Genomic DNA, 16,193 nt, shown 5'->3' on the forward strand with positions numbered 1-16,193 from the left:
CAAGCTTACGGCTCAATCCTTACGCACCGTGATTGTCTACGGGATGGCCCTGGGCGGCATGAACTTCCTCTTCTATATGTCACTGCGCACCGTTCCACTGGGAATCGCCGTGGCACTGGAGTTCACTGGTCCTCTGGCGGTGGCCATTTACGCTTCGCGCAGGGCAATCGACTTTCTCTGGATAGCCCTGGCATTGATTGGCCTGCTTCTGTTGATACCCACTGGAGCCGCCAGTGCCGGGATTGACTTGGTAGGAGCCGGCTACGCATTGGGGGCCGGGCTCTGCTGGGCGCTGTACATTCTATTTGGGCAGAAAGCCGGGGCGGACAATGGCGTGCAAACCGCCGCCCTGGGGGTGATGATCGCCGCCCTGTTCGTCGCCCCTATCGGCATCGTGCACGCCGGCGCCGCACTGCTGACACCGAGCCTGATTCCAATCGCCATTGGAGTCGCCATCTTGTCTACCGCCCTACCCTACACCTTAGAGATGATCTCACTGACCCGGATACCGGCCCGTACCTTCGGTACCCTGATGAGTATCGAACCGGCATTCGGCGCCTTGTCGGGGCTCGTGTTCCTCCAGGAGTATTTATCATTGGCCCAATGGACAGCCATTACCTGCATCATTCTTGCGTCGGTCGGCGCTACGTTGACCATGGGCAACACAGCGAAGCCCGCCATCGCGGCAGATTGAAGCAGGATTTAACGAAGGACTGGTATTTACCCCGCATTTAGGCCATGTTTAGCTCCGTAACCCAATGCCAGACATGGATTTTTTTCATACAGGACGTCATGAACGCTTCAAGCGAAAGCGAACGCCACCGTATGTGGGCATAAGATCCACGACGGTATAAGGACGGGAATGAAACGAATTTTGATATTGATCGCCGTACTTGCAGTTGCGGGCTGCGCGGCGACATCGAAAACTGAAGTCAAGCGCGGTAAAAAGGGTCTGCACATCAACTGCTCTGGTCTTTCCTCATCCTGGGACCAGTGCGCCGCCAGCGCCGCCAATTCATGCGCCCCAAAAGGCTACAAGGTCATCGCCAAATCGGGTGATGCCGTCGAGGAGCCGGGGGATTATCCCTTCGGACTCAACCCCGCCGGTTATACCAGCCGCAGTATGATCGTCATCTGTAAGTAAATAGGCGGTGTCAGTCGAGCCGTTGTTCGACTATTCGACGATTGATCTCTTCATAGCTGGACTTGAGGACATCACGCTGGACCTCCGGAGCGACCAGCATCCGCGCCACAACCAGCGCACCTACACATTGCGACAGGATGGCCCAAGCCAGGCTGTCGCTTTCCAATATCCGCGTCCAGCTTTCATGCAACCGGCAGATCCATGTTTGCGCCGCTTCCCTCACCCCCACATCCGATCGCGCGATCTCGGCGCCCAGAACCGGCAATGCGCAACCGGCCTCCGGTTGCTCAACGTGGCTCATGCTCAGGTACTGCTTGAGACAGCGCTGCAGTTTCGTTGTGCCCATGGCCCCGTCACCGCTCAAACGATCAAGGCTTTGGGCCAACTCCCGCTCAACAATAGCCTTGAACAGCTCATCCTTGGATGAGAAGTGGCTGTAGAACGCCCCGCCGCTCAACCCAATCGCTTTCATCAGGCCATCGACACCGACCGTGGAGAAACCCGATGTCTTGGCGGATACGGCACTGCTGGCGAGCAGTTTCTCCCGGGTTTCCATTTTGTGATTGGCTGAATAACGCATCGTCCTGCCTCTGATTACTCATCTTGACGCTCGCCGGATCTTAGCATAACGTCCGTTTAGTTAACGATCGTTTACCAATGAGGCTACTCATGAACAACAAGAAGGTCGTACTGGTTGTTGGCGCGGGTGATGCCACTGGTGGAGCAATTGCCAAGCGTTTCGCACAGGAGGGGTTTGTCGCCTGTGTCACCCGCCGCAACGCCGACAAACTCGAGTCATTGGTTGACGGGATCCGTGCCCAAGGTGGGGAAGCTCACGGTTTTGCCTGTGACGCCCGTAAAGAGGACGACGTGATTGCGTTGGTCGAACAAATCGAGAACCAAATCGGCCCGATTGAAGCCTTTGTGTTTAACATCGGCGCCAATGTGCCCTGCAGCATCCTCGAAGAAACCGCGCGCAAATATTTCAAGATTTGGGAGATGGCCTGCTTCTCGGGCTTCCTCAACGCACGGGAAGTAGCCAAGCGGATGGTCAAACGCCAGCGAGGGACCATTCTGTTTACCGGAGCAACGGCGGGATTGCGCGGAGCCTCAGGGTTTGCCGCGTTCGCTGGCGCCAAGCATGGCATCCGGGCATTGGCCCAGAGCATGGCGCGTGAACTGGGCCCGATGAACATTCACGTGGCTCATGTGGTGGTGGACGGCGCTATCGACACCGATTTCATCCGCGATAATTTTCCAGAAAAATATGCCACCAAGGATGAGGACGGCATCCTGAATCCCGAGCACATTGCCGACAATTATTGGTATCTGCACAGCCAACCCCGTGATGCCTGGACCTTTGAGCTGGACCTGCGCCCCTGGAATGAACGCTGGTAAACCCTCCCCCCACAAAAAATAAGAGAGCAGATACCATGAGCAAATCGGTGGAGTTTTATTTCGATCTCGGCAGCCCGACCACGTACCTGGCCTATACCCAGTTGCCGACGCTTTGTGCACAGACAAACAGCCAGCTGGTCTATCGCCCAATGCTGCTGGGTGGTGTCTTCAAGGCCACCGGCAATGCGTCACCGGTCACCATACCGGCCAAGGGCCCTTATCTGTTCAAGGATTTGGATCGCTTCGCCAAACGCTACGGCGTTGCCTTCAAGCTCAACCCTTTTTTCCCCATCAATACGCTCTTGCTGATGCGTGCCGTGACCGGCATGCAACTGCGCCAACCCGAACGCTTCGAAGCTTTCATCGACTGCCTATTCCGCGCCCTGTGGGTGGACGGTCGAAACCTCAACGACCCGGCAACGGTGGCAGCGGTCTTGGATGAAGGGGGTTTCGATCCTGAATATGTACTGGCCATGACGACCGACGAACAGGTCAAGCAAGCGCTCAAGACCGCCACCGAAGAAGCCATCGAACGAGGCGTATTCGGCGCCCCAAGCATGTTTGTCGGCGACGAGCTGTTCTTCGGCCAGGATCGGCTGGACTTCGTCCGTGAAGCCCTTGCCTGATCTCCTGCGTCAGATCGCCAGTGTCCGCGTGTTCAGCCATTGCAGCGCGTCGCCTTCCAGCAACGGGCTCAATCGACGCTGAACCTCGGCGTGATAAGCGTTGAACCAGTCTTTTTCGTCCTGGGTCAGCAGCGACGCCTCCAGGCAACGGGTATCGATTGGGCAGAGCGTCAGGGTCTCGAACTCAAGGAACTCACCGAACTCGCTGTTACCCGCTTCACGGTTCAACACCAGGTTTTCGATCCGTACCCCCCAACGGCCCGGACGATAAGTGCCCGGTTCGATGGAGGTGATCATGCCCGCCTGCATCGCCGTTTGCGGCGCCACAGCGGCCTGGTAGGCAATCACTTGAGGACCTTCGTGAACGTTGAGGAAATAACCCACGCCATGGCCGGTACCGTGCCCGTAATCCACTTGTTCGGCCCAGATGGGCGCACGGGCGATGGCATCCAGCAAGGGCGACAGGATGCCTCGCGGGAATTTGGCTCGGGACAAGGCAATCACACCTTTGAGCACACGGGTGCAATCACGTTTCTGCTCGGCGGTGGGTGTCCCGACCGGCACCATGCGGGTGATGTCGGTGGTACCGCCGAGGTACTGTCCGCCGGAATCGATCAGCAGCAAGCCATCGCCTTCGATGAGCGCATGGGCTTCTTCGGTGGCGTGGTAATGAGGCATCGCGCCATTGGCGTTGAACGCAGCGATGGTGTTGAAGCTCAGGGAAACAAAATCCGGCCGACGGGTACGGGCGGCGGTCAGGTGCTCATCGATGGTCAGCTCAGTGATGCGCTCGCGGCCCCAGGCGCTGTCCAGCCATGCGAAGAACTCGCAAAGCGCCGCTCCATCCTGCTCCATGGCCCGACGGATGTGCTCAGCGTCGGCCAGGCTTTTGCGGGACTTGGCCAACGTCGTCGGATTAAGTCCTTCGACCAGCTTCACGCCACTGCCCAGGTTATCCAGCAAGCCGACCGTAACCCGCGCCGGATCGATCTGCAGGCTAGCCCCGTCCGGTATTTCACGCAATGCGGCCGCGGCTTCGCTGTAATCACGCAAGGTCACGCCGTCCTGTTCGAGAACGGCACGCAGCGATGCGTCAACCTTGTCCAGGGCCACGAACAGCGTGGCCTGTTCCTGGCTGATCAAGGCAAAGGACACGAACACCGGGTTGAAGGACACATCCGCGCCGCGCAGGTTGAACAGCCAGGCGATGTCATCCAGCGTGGCAATAAAATGCCAGTCGGCGCCACGTTCCTTGAGGGCTTCGCGCAGCTTGGCGAGTTTCTCGACCCGGCTGACAGTCGCCTGCGGGGGCAAGTGCGCGTAGACCGGCTGAGCGGGCAAGCTTGGGCGATCAGTCCAGACCTCCTTGAGCAAATCGATGTCGGTGCGCAACCGCGCGCCGCGTTCCTCGAGCTTGCCGCTCAGGGTCCGGGCCGACGCCACGGCCATGACCGCACCGTCGACCGCAACCACGCCACCTTCAGGCGTCTGTTCGGCGAGCCAGTCCAAGGGCCCGGGCTGGCCAGGAATGAGCTTGACCAGCTCGATACCGCTGCCCTCCAGCTCCTTGGTGGCCTGTTCCCAATAACGGCTGTCAGCCCAAACTCCGGCGAAACTTGCGGTCACGATCAACGTACCTACCGAGCCATGGAAGCCCGACAACCATTGCCGCCCCTGCCAGTAGCCCGGCAGGTACTCCGACAGGTGTGGGTCGGCCGATGGCACCAGCAGCGCGTGAATGCCCTCCCGGCTCATCAGTTGGCGGATTCGGGCCAGGCGCTGGGGAACCAGTCCATGGGTCAAAGGCTCGGTGCTCATCGTTTCTCCTGTTCATCAATATTGTTGTTTGGTGCCGAAGACGCTCGGCTTACGGGGTGGAGGCCCAGAACGCGGGCGCAGTCGCACAGGCTGCCTTGATCAACCGCACCGCCTCATCGATATCCTGCTCGCGGGTAAAACGCCCCAGACTCAAACGAATGGTCCGCCCAGCCGCACGCGCATCGTGCCCGAGGGCCAGCAGCACGTGAGATGGCGTATTAGCTGCCGAATTGCACGCCGAAGTCGCGGAAAATGCAATCGACGCGCCCAAGGTTGCCGGGTTGAACTCACCTTCGTTGAACGTCAGGCTCAGCGTGTGAGGAATTCGCTGGTTCGCACTGCCGTTTATACATACACCGGGCAAAGCCAGCAGTGGTTCCAGCAAACGATTGCGCAGCAGAGCGATTTTAGCGAGTTCTTCGTCGAATGCCTGGGCGGCCAGTTCGAATGCGGCCCCCATGGCGGCGATCTGATGGGTCGCCAGGGTGCCGGAGCGCAAACCGCCTTCATGTCCGCCGCCATGAATTTGTGCCAACAGCCGAGGCCGGGCGCGGTCGCCGACGTAAAGGGCACCGATGCCCTTGGGGCCGTAGATTTTATGCGCGGAAAAAGACATCAGATCCACCGGCCAGCGGGCCAGGTCGATCCTCACCTTGCCGGCGCCCTGGGCCGCGTCTACATGCAACAACGCACCGTGCTCGCGAACGATCTCGCCAATGGTGACAACGTCATTGACGGTGCCCAGTTCATTGTTCACCAGCATCAGCGACACCAGGAACGTATCGTCGCGCAGGGCCTCGCGAACAGCTTGCGGGTTGATCAGGCCTTCGGCGTCCGGCGCCAGCCAGGTCACCGCGATGCCACGTTCTTCGAGCTGTCGCGCCGTATCGAGAATGGCTTTGTGTTCGATCAAGCTGGTGATGATATGCCCACCGGAACCGCTGCGCGCCTGGGCTACCCCCTTGAGGGCCAGGTTGTTGGACTCGGTGGCGCCGGACGTCCAGACGATCTGTTCGGCCTGAGCCGCCACCAATTGCGCCACCTGCTGGCGCGCAAGCTCCACCGAACGCCGGGCTTCCTGGCCGAAGGCATGGGAGCTGGAGGCCGGGTTGCCGAAGTTGCCGTCAAAACCCAGGCATTGGACCATGACCTGGATGACCCGCTCATCCACCGGCGTGGTGGCGGCGTAATCAAAATACAAAGGACGTTTATTCATAGGAAACTCGCAGAGCCTGCTCGGGATCAGGCGCCCTCGTTGGGTTCAAGACTAGCAATACCTGATCAAGGACCTTAAAGAAGTCGGACTTCGTTTTAAAGTGCGTAGGAACGCTCCTGAACCGCGAGCTTAACAGGCATCGCGTCGAAGCTCAGCCCTCAATGTAATGCCGCTCACTTAAGGCAATCGACAAACCCGTGGCGAGGGAGCTTGCTCCCGCTGGTCCGCGAAGCGGCCCCAAAACCTGCCAAATGCGGAGCATCAGACACACCGCACCCGCCGGTTTACGACTGCTTCGCAGCCGAGCGGGAGCAAGCTCCCTCGCCACACGTCCATCACTTTTCTTAAATGAACCGCATTGAGCCCTCAACGGAGGCTTTCGAGCAACAACGGATACAGCGAGGCGACCAGTAACAGCGCCATTCCCCAGTTGAACAGGCGCAGCCAGCGGCGATCACGCAGCAAGTTGCGCAACAGGCTGCCGCAGACCACCCACAGGCTCACGCTAGGCAAGTTGATCAAGGCAAACACCGCTGCAATCACCACCACATTGAGAAAATAACCCTGAAGCGGTGTATAGGTGCTGATCGCGCCGATAGCCATGATCCAGGCTTTCGGATTGACCCATTGGAACGCTGCTGCGCCCCAATAGCTGATCGGCGTATTTTCCCCAGGCTGGTTTTCCGAGACCGGACCGGAGTGGGCTATTTTCCACGCCAAGTACAGTAGATACGCCGCACCGATGTAACGCAGCGCGGTATAGAGCAAGGGGTAAGTCTGGAATACCGCTCCCAAGCCAAGGCCTACCGCCAACACCAAGGAGAAGAACCCGCAGGTGATGCCCAGCATATGTGGAATGGTGCGGTTGAAACCGAAGTTGACACCTGAAGCCAGCAACATGGTGTTGTTGGGCCCAGGCGTGATCGAAGTCACGAGGGCAAACAGGGCAAAGCCCAGCAGCAGGTCAAGTGAAAGGGTCATGGCAGGTCAATCCATCGGGGCAGTCAGTCAAGTCATGACCCTACCCCACGTCCTGGCGCAAACCCATGGACAGTTGGGCAAAACTTCGAGCGGTACAGTCCCTCAGCTGGACCGGCCAGGCTGTTGCACGACCCGCTCGGCACTCATCTGACCCTGATCGTCGAAGCTCACGTTTTTTTGCGACGGGCCGAGCAATTCGATTTTTTTCGCGTGGTATTCGTCGAACGACAACCCACGGCGGTTCAAGGCTTCGAGTGCCAGCTCTCGGGTTTCTTCGGCGGTGTAGGGGCGCAGCTCTGGAGATGAGGTAGCGCAACCGCTCAATACGGTGGCAGTCAACAGCAGCAAAACAGCAAGGGTACGGTTCATGGCGGATGTCCGGGGTTCTGGGGTTGGGCGATGAACAAAGGCTACCCGCCGGCCACGCCCGGCAGAAATCAACCCTCTCGATAGTGGATATTGCCCCCCAGGATCTACCGCTGCGCTCCATCGACCAACGGGCAGTGCAGCGCGTTATCCAGACTGCGTTCAATATTGCGCAGCACTTGGAACGAGCCGAATGTCACGGCTTTGGCACGGTGTGCCTGGATCAGCCGCCAGAAATCCTGCTCGCCACTTTCAAAGCGTTGAAACGCCGCTTCACCCGCCTCACGGGTTTGCCATTGCAAGTAATTGAGCACACGTCGACCGTCCTCGCTGGCCTGGATACTGGCGCTCAGGAAACCCTGATGATCCCGCGCCAGCCGCTCGGTCTGTTCCGACAGGGCTGTGACCAGCGCTTGCTGCCATTGAGGTTCGATGTCGAACTCCATGAGTTGGGTGAAGCTGTGATTGTTCCTTGGTGATTGCATGAAAGGTCCCCGATGCTCGTAAGGCGAATCTTGCGATCCGAAGGCATGCAGGGTAAAACCTCTAGTTAACTAAAGGTCAAGCAGTGAATTCAGGCGATGGCACAGATAAACGTCCATAAGGAACTCACCGTCGGCCAAGTGGCCGCCCGCAGCGGCGTAGCGGTCACGGCCCTGCACTTCTATGAATCCAAGGGACTGATCAAAAGCACTCGCAACCCAGGCAATCAACGCCGCTACCCGCGGGAAGTGTTGCGCCGTGTAGCGCTGATCAAGGTCGCCCAGCGCCTGGGCATTCCTTTGGCGGAAATCGGCGAGGCATTGAAAACCCTGCCGGATAACCGCACGCCAACGGCTGCTGACTGGCAGATCCTGTCGGCGCGGTGGAGCCGGGACCTGGATGAACGCATCCAGCAACTGATGGCACTGCGCGATCGACTCAACGGTTGCATCGGCTGCGGATGCCTGTCGATGGAAGCTTGCCCGCTGCGCAATCACGGCGATGTGCTGGGTCAGCAAGGGCCGGGAGCACATCTGTTGGACAAGCCGCGGACGTTCGTCGGGCCGTGAACCGGCCCCAAGGTGCTGGCCTATAGTGGATGGGCGCAAATCGACGAAGACCCTCTTCGCCTCCCGTAACAACAAGGAGAAACGTCATGGGCGTCAAATCCACTCCCGAAGGGTTCAATAACATCACACCCTACCTGGGCATTCAAAAAGCTGCCGAAGCCATCGACTTCTACAAAAAAGCCTTCAATGCCACCGAGATCATGCGCCTGGCCATGCCCGACGGGGGCATCGGCCATGCCGAACTGCGGATCAACGGCTACCCGATCATGCTCGGCACGCCTTGTGATCAGGGCCCGCTGAGCAACCCGGACCAATCGCCGTCGGTCGGCCTGCACTTATACGTCGAGGACGTGGACAGTGCCTTTGCCCAGGCGATTGCGGCCGGTGGCAAGGTGATTTCCGAGGTCAAGGATCAGTTTTATGGTGACCGCAGCGGCAGCCTGAAAGATCCCTATGGGCATGTGTGGTTCCTGGCAACGCACAAAGAGGACCTGACCCAGGAGCAGATCGAGCAGCGGGCCAAAGAAATGTTTCAACAGCAAGGCTGACGCGTTCTGAAGCTAACGTACCTGTGGCGAGGGAGCTGCCCCTCGCCACAAAATCCACGAACACTAAACGCGAAACATTTTCTTTCATCTTCCCTTTCAGGATTTGGGTTGCTCGTTCGTCTTAATTAGATGCAGCAGGCCACGTCGGCAAAAGCCACGGCCGGCTTTTCAGGGTTCAGGGTATTGCGAAGCCCCTAATACCGAGCCTTTCATCGAATCAAGACGTTCAATCATGTCGAAGAAATCCCGCTCCAAACTGTGGTTCCTGGTTCATAGCTGGCTGGCCCTGCCTATCTGGTTTTTCGTGCTCATCGTTTGCGTAACCGGCACCCTCGCGGTGGTCAGCCAGGAGATCGTCTGGCTGGCCAACCCCGACATGCGGGCGAGCAAGCCCTCGGACGATGCCCCGCTGCTCAGCTATGACCAGGTGATCGCCGCGATCAAGCAGGCCCAACCGCAAACCCAGGTGCAAAGCATCATCCGCCCGGACGAGTCGCATTTTGCGCTGGAGGCCAAGGTGACCTACCCCGACGGGCGCCCCGACACGGTCTACGTCAACCCGTACAGTGGCGCCATCCAGGGCTCGGCGCCGACGTTCAACTTCCAGGCCTTCACCCGGGCCCTGCATGGCTGGTGGCTGGTGCCGTTCACCAACGGTTACAGTTGGGGCTGGTACCTGGTGTCGTTCCTCGGCCTGCCCTTGCTCGCATCCCTGGTGACCGGGCTGGTGGTCTACAAGCGTTTCTGGAAAGGCTTCTTTCGTCCGACCTTGCGGATTCGCCATGGCGCACGGATTTTCTGGGGTGATTTCCACCGGCTCAGCGGAATCTGGTCAATCTGGTTCATCGCCGTCATCTCCATCACCGGCACCTGGTTCCTGATCCAAGCCTTGCTGGGCGACAACCAGATATCCATTTCCAGCGAACCGGTCATCCCGGTGGTGGCCCGTGAAAACGTTCCGTTGTCGGTCGATGGCCTGGCGCCACCGCAAGTGAACCTGGACCGGGCCATTGAAATCGCCCAGCAACGCATCCCGGGACTGGAAGCGAGTTTCATCAGTCTGCCCGGCAATGCCTACAGCCATCTGGAAATCGGCGGCCGCGGTTGGTATCCGCTGATGTTCCAGACCGCCACCATCAACCCCTACAACGGCGACGTGGCCGCCTCAAGGCTGCTGTCGGACCGCACGACCCTGGAGTTCGTCACCGAATCCATGCGGCCATTGCACACTGGGGACTTCGGCGGCCTCTGGATCAAGCTCATCTGGTTTTTCTTCGGTTTGATCCTGAGCATGATGGTCCTCAGCGGGCTGCTGATCTGGACCAAACGCACCGCCCTGGCCACCGCCAATGCGTTCAAGCGCAGCCAAAAACCTACTCGTGAAGCCCGAACTGCGCGGTCATTGCAGCCGTCCATGCACCGTGAATCGCCGGAGGGCAACCTGTGAACCCGTCCAACACAGCCTCACCACCGTCGCGCCTGAGCTTGTTCTGGCACAAATGGCGCTTTCACCTCAACGTGCTGTTGCTGCTGATCCCCTTGGGATTCATGCCCAAATATTTCTCGGAAGCGTCGTTGTTCCGCGGTGATGGCGGGCTTGGTGAGCGGGAAGTCGGCGAAGTCCAGGTCGGTCCCTGGAGCCTGCGCCTGGCGGAATTTCGCAACGAACCCCCTCGCGTCCAAGGGCCTGCCGGGCCGATGAAGCACTTCAACGCGGCCCTGTGCCAAAGCTGTACCGGCCAGGTCAAGGCCACCTACCTGCGCATCGGCAAGCCCCGCAGTCTGCGGGCCGCCGGGGTGATTTTCTTCGGCTCGCCCTATCGCATGGGCGCCTTGTTGCCGGTGCCACAAAAGACCCAGCCCGACGCTGAGTTGTGGATAACCCTAGAAGGCTGGGACGGTTCGATGCATCAGGCCTCCATCCCCCTGAGCCAGGCCTCCCCCGCCACTGTCGCCTGGCTGAAGACTCAAGGAACCCAACCATGACTCCCCGCGCCTCTCTCAACAGCCTGGCGCTGCTGCTCTGCATCGGCTTCAGCAGCATCGCCCTGGCCCACAACCCCATGTGTGAATGCAAGGCCATCGACGCCGAACAGATCCAATGCACCGGCGGCTTTTCCGACGGCAGCGGCGCGCCCGGGGTGACCCTGGACGTGATCGGCTACGACGAAACCATCCTGGTGCCAGGCAAGCTCGGCGCCGACTCGACGCTGACCTTCAAGAAACCAAACGCCGAATTCTACGTGCTCTTCGACGCCGGCCCCGGCCACGTGGTGGAAATCGACCAAGCCGATATCGAGGCCCCATGACCAGCCCCACCACCCAAGTCATCCGCCCCGCTGGCGCGGGCCATGAAACCCTGTATGTCTTGCTGCTGTGCCTGATCATCGTGCTGGTGGCCGGCTCGGTAGTGGCCTGGCACGGCGAAGCCGACGACACCGTTCACATCGCCTCGAACCAACTCGATGCCCGCCGTGACCTCAGCGCCGCCGAGCAAGGCATTTACGCAGACTTGCGAGTGACTCTGGATGAGATCCGCCTGCTGCGTGAGGAGCAACAGTCCCTGCCCGGCCCGCAAACACTGGCCGATGAAGGTTTTGCCCCGTTCGCCCAGGACGCCAGCTCCGTCAGCCGCGGCGGCCATACCTGGCAACAGTTGGAGGACCGGGCCTACTTCGGCGCAAGCCCCCGCCCATCCGTCGCTGGCTCGTTTCTGATGCGCATCAGCGAAGCGTCAGACGCCGTTCCCGACATCTGGCTCAATCGCAGCAAAGACCTCTCCGCCCCCTCCGCGCTGGACGATGCCGCGTTGTCCGCCGCTGGCTGGCAACAGATCGTCGCGCAATTCGACGCAGGCGTAACCCGCCAGCACCGACACTGACCCACGCCCCCATTCGAGAAGACCCTCCGCCCATGCCTATTGCATCTCAACGCCGACCCTTGCTGCGCCTGTTGTTGATCGGCCTGCTGGCCTGCCTGTTCACCTCGCAGGCCAGCGCCGAAACAGCCAAGCGCCTGCGCATCGGCATCACCTTGCACCCTTATTACAGCTACGTGGCGAACATTGTCGGCGATAAGGCCGAAGTGGTGCCGCTGATCCCGGCGGGTTTCAACCCCCATGCCTATGAACCACGGGCCGAGGACATCAAGCGTATCGGCGGCCTCGACGTGATCGTGCTCAACGGCGTAGGTCACGACGATTTTGCCGACCGCATGATCGCCGCCAGCGAAACCCCCAACGTGAAGGTGATCGAGGCCAACGAGAACGTACCCTTGCTGGCCGCCACCGGCACCGCGGCCCGCGGCGCGGGCAAGGTCGTGAACCCGCACACCTTCCTGTCCATCAGCGCCTCCATCGCCCAGGTCAATAACATCGCCCGGGAGTTGGGCAAGCTCGACCCGGACAACGCCAAGGCCTACACCCAAAACGCCCGCGCCTACGGCAAGCGCCTGCGGCAGATGCGCGCCGCTGCCCTGGCGAAACTGACCCAGGCCCCCAATGCCGAGTTGCGGGTCGCCACGGTGCATGCCGCCTATGACTATCTGCTGCGCGAATTCGGCCTGGAAGTGACCGCCGTGGTCGAGCCGGCCCACGGCATCGAACCGAGCCCCAGCCAGTTGAAGAAGACCATCGACCAACTGCGCGAGCTGGACGTGAAGGTGATTTTCTCGGAAATGGATTTCCCGTCCACCTACGTCGACACCATCCAGCGTGAATCGGGGGTGAAGCTGTACCCGCTGTCACACATTTCTTACGGCGACTACAGCGCCGAGAAGTACGAAAAGGAAATGACCGGCAACCTCGACACCGTGGTCCGAGCGATTCAGGAGTCCGGCGCATGACTGTCCAGGAAATCGTCACCCCGCAACGCGTCGGCCCTTTGATTGAGTGCTCCGACGTCAGCCTGAACCTGGGGCGCACCACGATTCTCGACGCGGTGACCTTCCAGGTACAGCCCGGCAGCATCCATGCACTGGTGGGCCCCAATGGCGGCGGCAAGAGTTCGTTGATCAAGACCTTGCTGGGGCAGATGCCGCATCAGGGACGCTTGAGCCTGCAGTGGCCGGGCGAACCCGGTGTCATCGGCTATGTGCCCCAGGCGCTGGAGTTCGACCGGGGCCTGCCTATGACGGTGGATGATTTCATGGCGGCGATGTGTCAACGGCGGCCGGCGTTCCTGGGCCTGAGCAAGCATTATGCCGGCGCCATCGGCCAGGCCCTGGAGCGGGTCGGCATGCAGGACAAGCGCAAGCGGCGCATGGGCGCGCTGTCCGGCGGCGAGCGCCAGCGGGTATTGCTGGCCCAGGGGCTTATTCCGCCGCCGCAATTGCTGGTGCTGGATGAACCGATGTCGGCCCTGGATGAGGCCGGCATCCAGGTGTTCGAACAATTGTTGCAAGACTGGCGCCAGGCCGGCATCACGGTGCTCTGGATCGAACATGACCTGGAAGCCGTCGGGCGCCTGGCCGACCGCGTCACGGGCTTGAATCGCCGAGTGCTGTTCGACGGACCGCCTCGCCAAACCCTGACTCCAGAACGCCTGCTGACGCTGTTTTCCACCCACCCACGCACGAATGGGAGCGCTGCCTGATGAGTTATGAAGCCTTCCGTTTGATGGTCCAGGGCTGGGCCTCGTCCGGTTACCTGCCCGAGGCGCTGGCCTACGGGTTTGTGGTCAATGCGCTGTTGGCCGGATTGTTGATCGGCCCGGTGCTGGGCGGCCTCGGCACGCTGGTGGTGGTCAAGCGCTTTGCATTTTTCTCCGAAGCGGTGGGCCATGCGGCGCTGACCGGCGTGGCCGTTGGCATCCTGCTCGGCGAACCCTATACCGGCCCCTACGGCAGCCTGTTCGGTTACTGCCTGCTGTTCGGCATCCTGCTCAATTACCTGCGCAACCGCACCGGCCTGGCGCCGGACACGCTGATCGGTGTGTTCCTGTCGGTGTCCCTGGCCCTGGGTGCCAGCCTGCTGCTGATCCTGGCGGGCAAGATCAATGTGCACATCCTGGAGAACGTGCTGTTTGGTTCAGTGCTGACGGTCAACGGCAATGACCTGCTGGTGCTGGCGGTGGTCGGCTCGCTGGTGATGGCCCTGGCGCTGCCGCTGTACAACCGCATTATGCTCGCCAGCTTCAACCCGCAACTGGCGGCGGTGCGCGGGGTGGCGGTCAAGACCCTGGATTATCTGTTCGTGGTGTTGGTGACGTTGATCACCGTGGCGGCAGTGAAAGTCATCGGCGCCATTCTGGTGGGCGCCCTTTTGGTGATTCCGGCAGCGGCGGCGCGTCTGCTCAGCCAGTCGTTGAAAGGTTTTTTCTGGTGTTCCGTGTTGATTGCGACCGTCAGCACCTTGTGCGGGATTCTCGCGCCGATTGTCTTCGATCTGCCGATCCCGTCCGGTGCCGCAATCATCCTGGTGGCCGGCATCGCCTTCGCCTTGAGCGCCATCGCCCGCGGCATTGTCCCCAGTCTCAAAGGGAATCTTGGATAAATGGTTTTTTCATTACGACAACTGGCCTTGGTCGCGGCCCTGTGCAGCGTGGTCACCCCCTCTTCATTTGCCACCGAAAGCAGACCGGTGCACTTGCTGGCGTCGTTGCCGGTCACCTATGGCTTGGGCGAGGCCTTGCTCAAGGGCTCCGACGTCAAACTGGAAAGAGCCGCGCCCGCCAATTTGCCCGGCACTCGGCAGAGCGCCTACTTCAGTGGCCGTGGTGCGGCGGCCCTGAGCAAACTGGCCAACGATGCCGACGGCGTGATCGGCCTGCGCTCGTTGTGGCCGGACGATCCGTTGTACCCCATGGCTCGCCGGAGCAATATTCGCATCGTCGAAATCGATGCCGCTCGCCCCGTAGACGGCGCCCTGCCCGGCATTGCCCTGCAGCCGGGCACAGCCGACGGGCTGGCGAGCCAGCCGTGGATGGCCAGCCATAACCTGGGGCGCATGGCCGATGTGATCGCCGCCGACCTGGTGCGCCTGGCCCCAACGGCCAAACCGAAGATCGACAGCAACCTGGCGGCGCTCAAGCAACGTCTGCTCAAACTCAGCGCCGACAGCGAGAAGCAGCTCGCCAATGCCGACAACCTGAGCGTGGTCAGCCTGAGCGAGCATTTCGGTTACCTGATCAGCGGGCTCAATCTGGACGGCATCAGCACCGATACCCGGCCCGACGCCGACTGGACAGCCGAAGCGCTCAAGCAATTGACCGCTAACTTGAAAGACAACGACGTGGCCTTGGTGCTGCACCATCGTCAACCCTCGGAGGCGGTGAAAGCAGCCATTTCCGAGGGTGGCAGCCAATTGCTGGTACTCAGCACCGACGCCGCCGACCCGGTGGCGGAGCTGGAGAGCAATGTGGGACTGGTGGTCGCGGCGCTGACGAAGAAGGGCTGACTACAGAAAACGCAATCCCCCTGTGGGAGCTAGCCTGCTCGCGAAGAGGCCGACACCTTCAACATCGATGTCGACTGACACACCGCCATCGCGAGCAAGCTCGCTCCCACAGTTGATCGCCGATGGTCACAGATTTCGCCTACACCACAAAGTCCATGTGGGAGCGAGCCTGCTCGCGAAGAGGCCGGCACCTTCAACATTGATGTCGACTGTCACAGCGCCTTCGCGAGCAAGCTCGCTCCCACAGTTGATCGCCGATGGTCACAGATTTCGCCTACACCACAAAGTCCATGTGGGAGCGAGCCTGCTCGCGAAGAGGCCGACACCTTCAACATCGATGTCGACTGTCACAGCGCTTTCGCGAGCAGGCTCGCTCCCACAGTGATCGCGGATGTTCACAGATTTCGCGTACACCACAAAGTCCATGTGGGAGCGAGCTTACTCGCGAAGAGGCCGGCACCTTCAACATTGATGTCGACTGACACAGCGCCTTCGCGAGCAGGCTCGCTCCCACAGTTGATCGCCGATGGTCACAGATTTCGCCTACACCACAAAGTCCATGTGGGAGCGAGCTTGCTCGCGAAGAGGCCGGCACCTTCAACATTGATGTCGACTGACACAGCGCTTTCGCGAGCAGGCTCGCTCCCACA

General features: G+C 60.5%; 20 protein-coding genes (1 of these 20 running past the window's edge). 14 read left to right on the forward strand and 6 right to left on the reverse strand.

The genetic code is table 11. From position 1 onward, the window contains the following. Both rhtA and QNH97_RS19810 read left to right on the forward strand, forming a co-directional pair. Positions 1-694, forward strand: the 3' portion of a protein-coding gene (rhtA, locus tag QNH97_RS19805; RefSeq protein ID WP_283553534.1) for a threonine/homoserine exporter RhtA. Its footprint begins 194 nt before the window's first position; the window shows 694 of its 888 coding nt (coding positions 195-888); its start codon lies beyond the left edge, outside the window; it ends in the stop codon at positions 692-694. A 168-nt stretch (positions 695-862) separates the two neighbouring features. Beyond that, entirely contained in the window at positions 863-1,144 is a 282-nt protein-coding gene (locus QNH97_RS19810) for a hypothetical protein (RefSeq protein ID WP_014337379.1), read from the forward strand. Positions 1,145-1,154: 10 nt separating this feature from the next. Here QNH97_RS19810 and QNH97_RS19815 read toward each other — a convergent pair whose 3' ends face one another. Next, positions 1,155-1,724 (reverse strand): TetR/AcrR family transcriptional regulator, encoded by a 570-nt coding sequence (locus QNH97_RS19815; protein WP_283553535.1) that lies wholly within the window; start codon positions 1,722-1,724, stop codon positions 1,155-1,157. 89 nt (positions 1,725-1,813) lie between these two features. On the opposite strand from QNH97_RS19815, the gene QNH97_RS19820 reads away from it, so the two are divergent. Continuing rightward, entirely contained in the window at positions 1,814-2,542 is a 729-nt protein-coding gene (locus QNH97_RS19820; RefSeq protein ID WP_283553536.1) for an SDR family oxidoreductase, read from the forward strand. A gap of 35 nt (positions 2,543-2,577) precedes the next feature. Beyond that, on the forward strand, positions 2,578-3,168 hold the full coding sequence (locus QNH97_RS19825; protein WP_283553537.1) for a 2-hydroxychromene-2-carboxylate isomerase: 591 nt from the start codon (positions 2,578-2,580) through the stop codon (positions 3,166-3,168). Between the two features lie 9 nt (positions 3,169-3,177). Here QNH97_RS19825 and QNH97_RS19830 read toward each other — a convergent pair whose 3' ends face one another. The 5 genes from QNH97_RS19830 to QNH97_RS19850 form a co-directional block, all read right to left on the reverse strand. After that, complete coding sequence (locus QNH97_RS19830) at positions 3,178-4,986, reverse strand: aminopeptidase P family protein (protein WP_283553538.1); 1,809 nt, start codon at positions 4,984-4,986, stop codon at positions 3,178-3,180. Between the two features lie 49 nt (positions 4,987-5,035). Beyond that, the gene (locus QNH97_RS19835) at positions 5,036-6,202 is read right to left on the reverse strand and encodes a cysteine desulfurase family protein (RefSeq protein WP_283553539.1); all 1,167 of its coding nucleotides are present in this window, start codon (positions 6,200-6,202) and stop codon (positions 5,036-5,038) included. A gap of 366 nt (positions 6,203-6,568) precedes the next feature. After that, entirely contained in the window at positions 6,569-7,183 is a 615-nt protein-coding gene (locus QNH97_RS19840) for a LysE family translocator (protein ID WP_283553540.1), read from the reverse strand. Between the two features lie 102 nt (positions 7,184-7,285). After that, positions 7,286-7,552, reverse strand: a complete 267-nt coding sequence (locus QNH97_RS19845) for a hypothetical protein (RefSeq protein WP_283553541.1) — start codon at positions 7,550-7,552, stop codon at positions 7,286-7,288. Between the two features lie 104 nt (positions 7,553-7,656). Continuing rightward, positions 7,657-8,034: an antibiotic biosynthesis monooxygenase gene (locus QNH97_RS19850; RefSeq protein ID WP_283553542.1), complete on the reverse strand. Its 378-nt coding sequence runs from the start codon at positions 8,032-8,034 to the stop codon at positions 7,657-7,659. Positions 8,035-8,130: 96 nt separating this feature from the next. Here QNH97_RS19850 and soxR point away from each other — a divergent pair, with 96 nt between their 5' ends. The 10 genes from soxR to QNH97_RS19900 all read left to right on the forward strand — a co-directional run bounded on the left by soxR (position 8,131) and on the right by QNH97_RS19900 (position 15,543). Beyond that, positions 8,131-8,601 (forward strand): redox-sensitive transcriptional activator SoxR, encoded by a 471-nt coding sequence (soxR, locus tag QNH97_RS19855; protein ID WP_283553543.1) that lies wholly within the window; start codon positions 8,131-8,133, stop codon positions 8,599-8,601. 86 nt (positions 8,602-8,687) lie between these two features. Beyond that, positions 8,688-9,149: a VOC family protein gene (locus QNH97_RS19860; protein WP_283553544.1), complete on the forward strand. Its 462-nt coding sequence runs from the start codon at positions 8,688-8,690 to the stop codon at positions 9,147-9,149. Between the two features lie 232 nt (positions 9,150-9,381). Next, positions 9,382-10,596 carry a PepSY-associated TM helix domain-containing protein gene (locus tag QNH97_RS19865; RefSeq protein WP_283553545.1) on the forward strand — a complete coding sequence of 405 codons (1,215 nt, stop codon included), beginning with the start codon at positions 9,382-9,384 and terminating at the stop codon, positions 10,594-10,596. Next, a complete protein-coding gene (locus QNH97_RS19870) occupies positions 10,593-11,135 on the forward strand; it encodes a PA2404 family protein (protein WP_283553546.1) in 543 nt (180 codons plus the stop codon). Before QNH97_RS19865 ends, QNH97_RS19870 begins: the two co-directional genes overlap by 4 nt. Next, positions 11,132-11,458 carry a hypothetical protein gene (locus QNH97_RS19875; protein ID WP_283553547.1) on the forward strand — a complete coding sequence of 109 codons (327 nt, stop codon included), beginning with the start codon at positions 11,132-11,134 and terminating at the stop codon, positions 11,456-11,458. The genes QNH97_RS19870 and QNH97_RS19875 overlap by 4 nt, the downstream gene beginning before the upstream one ends. Further along, positions 11,455-12,030 (forward strand): DUF6162 family protein, encoded by a 576-nt coding sequence (locus tag QNH97_RS19880; RefSeq protein ID WP_283553548.1) that lies wholly within the window; start codon positions 11,455-11,457, stop codon positions 12,028-12,030. Before QNH97_RS19875 ends, QNH97_RS19880 begins: the two co-directional genes overlap by 4 nt. 32 nt (positions 12,031-12,062) lie before the next feature. Then, positions 12,063-12,992, forward strand: coding sequence for a metal ABC transporter solute-binding protein, Zn/Mn family (locus QNH97_RS19885; RefSeq protein WP_283553549.1), 930 nt, complete (start codon positions 12,063-12,065; stop codon positions 12,990-12,992). Continuing rightward, the gene (locus QNH97_RS19890; protein ID WP_283553550.1) at positions 12,989-13,741 is read left to right on the forward strand and encodes a metal ABC transporter ATP-binding protein; all 753 of its coding nucleotides are present in this window, start codon (positions 12,989-12,991) and stop codon (positions 13,739-13,741) included. The genes QNH97_RS19885 and QNH97_RS19890 overlap by 4 nt, the downstream gene beginning before the upstream one ends. Beyond that, complete coding sequence (locus QNH97_RS19895) at positions 13,741-14,640, forward strand: metal ABC transporter permease (protein ID WP_123416006.1); 900 nt, start codon at positions 13,741-13,743, stop codon at positions 14,638-14,640. The genes QNH97_RS19890 and QNH97_RS19895 overlap by 1 nt, the downstream gene beginning before the upstream one ends. Further along, positions 14,641-15,543, forward strand: a complete 903-nt coding sequence (locus QNH97_RS19900) for a metal ABC transporter solute-binding protein, Zn/Mn family (protein WP_283553551.1) — start codon at positions 14,641-14,643, stop codon at positions 15,541-15,543. Positions 15,544-16,193 lie beyond the last annotated feature (650 nt).

Origin of the sequence: Pseudomonas sp. G2-4 (assembly GCF_030064125.1) — a bacterium.
Taxonomy (GTDB): domain Bacteria; phylum Pseudomonadota; class Gammaproteobacteria; order Pseudomonadales; family Pseudomonadaceae; genus Aquipseudomonas.

Bases quoted from the DNA above. Each gene is read 5' to 3' on its own strand.
- QNH97_RS19810 (WP_014337379.1), top strand. From the start codon at position 863: ATGAAACGAATTTTGATATTGATCGCCGTACTTGCAGTTGCGGGCTGC.
- QNH97_RS19815 (WP_283553535.1), bottom strand. From the start codon at position 1,724: ATGCGTTATTCAGCCAATCACAAAATGGAAACCCGGGAGAAACTGCTC.
- QNH97_RS19820 (WP_283553536.1), top strand. From the start codon at position 1,814: ATGAACAACAAGAAGGTCGTACTGGTTGTTGGCGCGGGTGATGCCACT.
- QNH97_RS19825 (WP_283553537.1), top strand. From the start codon at position 2,578: ATGAGCAAATCGGTGGAGTTTTATTTCGATCTCGGCAGCCCGACCACG.
- QNH97_RS19830 (WP_283553538.1), bottom strand. From the start codon at position 4,986: ATGAGCACCGAGCCTTTGACCCATGGACTGGTTCCCCAGCGCCTGGCC.
- QNH97_RS19835 (WP_283553539.1), bottom strand. From the start codon at position 6,202: ATGAATAAACGTCCTTTGTATTTTGATTACGCCGCCACCACGCCGGTG.
- QNH97_RS19840 (WP_283553540.1), bottom strand. From the start codon at position 7,183: ATGACCCTTTCACTTGACCTGCTGCTGGGCTTTGCCCTGTTTGCCCTC.
- QNH97_RS19845 (WP_283553541.1), bottom strand. From the start codon at position 7,552: ATGAACCGTACCCTTGCTGTTTTGCTGCTGTTGACTGCCACCGTATTG.
- QNH97_RS19850 (WP_283553542.1), bottom strand. From the start codon at position 8,034: ATGCAATCACCAAGGAACAATCACAGCTTCACCCAACTCATGGAGTTC.
- soxR (WP_283553543.1), top strand. From the start codon at position 8,131: ATGGCACAGATAAACGTCCATAAGGAACTCACCGTCGGCCAAGTGGCC.
- QNH97_RS19860 (WP_283553544.1), top strand. From the start codon at position 8,688: ATGGGCGTCAAATCCACTCCCGAAGGGTTCAATAACATCACACCCTAC.
- QNH97_RS19865 (WP_283553545.1), top strand. From the start codon at position 9,382: ATGTCGAAGAAATCCCGCTCCAAACTGTGGTTCCTGGTTCATAGCTGG.
- QNH97_RS19875 (WP_283553547.1), top strand. From the start codon at position 11,132: ATGACTCCCCGCGCCTCTCTCAACAGCCTGGCGCTGCTGCTCTGCATC.
- QNH97_RS19880 (WP_283553548.1), top strand. From the start codon at position 11,455: ATGACCAGCCCCACCACCCAAGTCATCCGCCCCGCTGGCGCGGGCCAT.
- QNH97_RS19885 (WP_283553549.1), top strand. From the start codon at position 12,063: ATGCCTATTGCATCTCAACGCCGACCCTTGCTGCGCCTGTTGTTGATC.
- QNH97_RS19890 (WP_283553550.1), top strand. From the start codon at position 12,989: ATGACTGTCCAGGAAATCGTCACCCCGCAACGCGTCGGCCCTTTGATT.
- QNH97_RS19895 (WP_123416006.1), top strand. From the start codon at position 13,741: ATGAGTTATGAAGCCTTCCGTTTGATGGTCCAGGGCTGGGCCTCGTCC.
- QNH97_RS19900 (WP_283553551.1), top strand. From the start codon at position 14,641: ATGGTTTTTTCATTACGACAACTGGCCTTGGTCGCGGCCCTGTGCAGC.